At 69.3% G+C, this 2,440-nt stretch carries 3 protein-coding genes; 2 read left to right on the top strand and 1 reads right to left on the bottom strand.

Annotation, left to right across the window (positions count from 1 at the left end; all coding sequences use genetic code 11):
• Positions 1-241 (bottom strand): LysR family transcriptional regulator (locus G3N99_RS38695; protein ID WP_206125029.1); only part of this gene is annotated, 241 nt, incomplete at its 3' end.
• 123 nt (positions 242-364) lie between these two features.
• On the opposite strand from G3N99_RS38695, the gene G3N99_RS38700 reads away from it, so the two are divergent.
• Both G3N99_RS38700 and G3N99_RS38705 read left to right on the top strand, forming a co-directional pair.
• Positions 365-1,660, top strand: coding sequence for an MFS transporter (locus tag G3N99_RS38700; protein ID WP_206125030.1), 1,296 nt, complete (start codon positions 365-367; stop codon positions 1,658-1,660).
• Between the two features lie 68 nt (positions 1,661-1,728).
• On the top strand, positions 1,729-2,440 hold a 712-nt coding region (locus G3N99_RS38705; protein ID WP_206125031.1), incomplete at its 3' end, for an amidohydrolase family protein.

A 2,440-nucleotide genomic window follows, 5' to 3' on the forward strand; every position in this document is an offset into this window, starting at 1 on the left:
TGTGCGCGGCCGCGTCGAGGCGCGCGAGGCTCAGGCGCAGGTCGTCGACCATCGCGAGGCCGGCCGCCGTCAGCGTGGCCCCGCGCCGCGAGCGGTCGAACAGCCTGACCCCCAGCTCCTTCTCCATCCGGTTCAGCGCCTGGCTGAGCGCCGGCTGCGCAATGCCCAGTTCGCTGGCCGCGCGCGTGAAGCTGCCCGTATCGACGATCGCGAGGAAGTAGCGAACGTGCCTGATTTCCATAAGCTCACGTTATGAATAATTATTCAAAACATAGTAGCGAATTATCCCCACGCTTCATAGGATGCTCATCGAGCCACGACATCCGGCGCCCGGCGACGGAACGCCCCCACGAGGAGACCTGCATTGAACTGGACCCGCGAGCTATCGACGACCGAACGGCGCACCTTGCGCGGCTGCTTTGCCGGCTGGGCACTCGACGGGCTCGACACGCAGATGTTCAGTCTCGTGATCCCCGCGCTGCTCACGACCTGGGGCATCGGCAAGGGGCAGGCCGGCCTGATCGGCGGCGCGACGCTCGTGGCGGGCGCGCTCGGCGGGTTGCTGGCCGGCGTGATCGCCGACCGCTACGGCCGCGTGCGGGCGCTGCAGATCACCGTGTGCTGGTTCTCGCTGTTCACGTTCCTGAGCGCGTTCGCGCAGAACTTCGAGCAGTTGCTGGTGCTGAAGGCGCTGCAGGGGCTCGGGTTCGGCGGCGAGTGGACCGCCGGTGCGGTGTTGCTCGCCGAAACGGTCGGCGCGCGCCATCGCGGCAAGGCGATGGGCATCGTGCAAAGTGCCTGGGGCTTCGGCTGGGGCGCGGCCGTGCTGCTGTACATGCTGGTATTCGCGTGGCTGCCGGCCGAATGGGCGTGGCGCGTGCTGTTCGCGATCGGCGCGCTGCCCGCGCTGCTGGTGCTGTATATCCGCCGCGCGATTCCGGAGCCGCCGCGCGCGACGCCGGTCGACGCGTCGGCGCAGGCAACGGCGAGCGCCGACGAAGGGCCGACGATCGGCATCTTCGACCGCTCGGTGGTGCGTGCGACGGTGGTCGGCGGGCTGATCGGCGTCGGTGCGCACGGCGGCTATCACGCGATCACGATCTGGCTGCCGACCTATCTGAAGACCGAGCGGCACCTGTCGGTGCTGGGCACCGGCGCGTATCTCGCGGTCGTGATCGTCGCGTTCATCTGCGGCTGCTTCCTTAGCGCGTACCTGCAGGACAAGATTGGCCGCCGCCGCAACGTGATGCTGTTCGCCGCGTGCTGCGCGGTGATGGTGAACCTGTACGTGTTCCTGCCGCTGAACGACGTCGCGATGCTGCTGCTCGGTTTCCCGCTCGGCCTGTTTTCGGCCGGCATCCCGGCGACGCTCGGCACGCTGTTCAACGAGCTTTACCCGCGCAACGTGCGCGGCCGTGGCGTCGGCTTTTGCTACAACTTCGGCCGCATCGTGTCGGCCGGTTTCCCGGTGCTGGTCGGGCGGATGGGCGAGTCGCTGCCGCTCGGCACGGCACTCGGCATCGACGCGGGCATCGCATACGGGCTGGTCGTGATCGCGGTGTGGTTCCTGCCGGAAACGGGCCACCGCCGGCTGTCCGGCGCGGCGCCCGGCGGCAACGCGGATACCGAAAGCCAGCCGCGCGCCGAGGCGTCGCTGTAGCGTTCGGCCGCTTCACGCCATCGAATCGCCCGGCAGCGCATCGGCCGGGCGCCTCTTGCAGACTCGTCATGGATCGTCTCGTGAATCACCTCGTCGAACAGGTTCCGGCCGCGCCGTCAGTGGACGCGTGGTACGCAGGGGACCCGGCCGTGGCCGCCATCGATGCGCATGCGCACGTGTTCGCGCGCGGCCTGCCGCTCGCGCCCGTGGTCCGGCATGCGCCCGACTACGACGCATCGCTCGACGCGTACGTCGCGCATCTCGCCGCGCACGGCATCACGCACGCGGTGCTGGTGCAGCCGAGCTTCCTCGGCACCGACAACACGTACTTCGTCGACGTGCTGCGCCGTTACCCGCTCCGCTTCCGCGGTGTCGCGATGGTCGATCCGTCGATTTCGGACCGCGATCTCGACGCGCTCGACCGGGCAGGGGTGGTCGGGATGCGGCTGAACCTCGTCGGGCTGCCGATTCCGGATTTCGGTGCGCCTGACTGGCGCGCGCTGTTCGCCCGCATCAACGCGCTCGGCTGGCATGTCGAGATCCATCGAGGCATCGAGGATCTGCATGCGATCACCGCGCCGCTGCTCGCGCAGTCGTGCACGCTGGTGATCGACCATTTCGGCCGCCCGTCGCCCGCGCTCGGCGAGCGCGCGCCCAGCTTCCGTCGCCTGCTGTTGCTCGCGGATACCGGCCGCGTCTGGGTCAAGCTGTCGGCCGCGTATCGCAACGCCGTGGGCGGCGACGGCGCGATCGACGCGTTCGGCGCCGCGCGGGCGCTGC

It is taken from the genome of Burkholderia sp. Ac-20392, from assembly GCF_017104585.1.
Lineage (GTDB): Bacteria > Pseudomonadota > Gammaproteobacteria > Burkholderiales > Burkholderiaceae > Burkholderia > Burkholderia lata.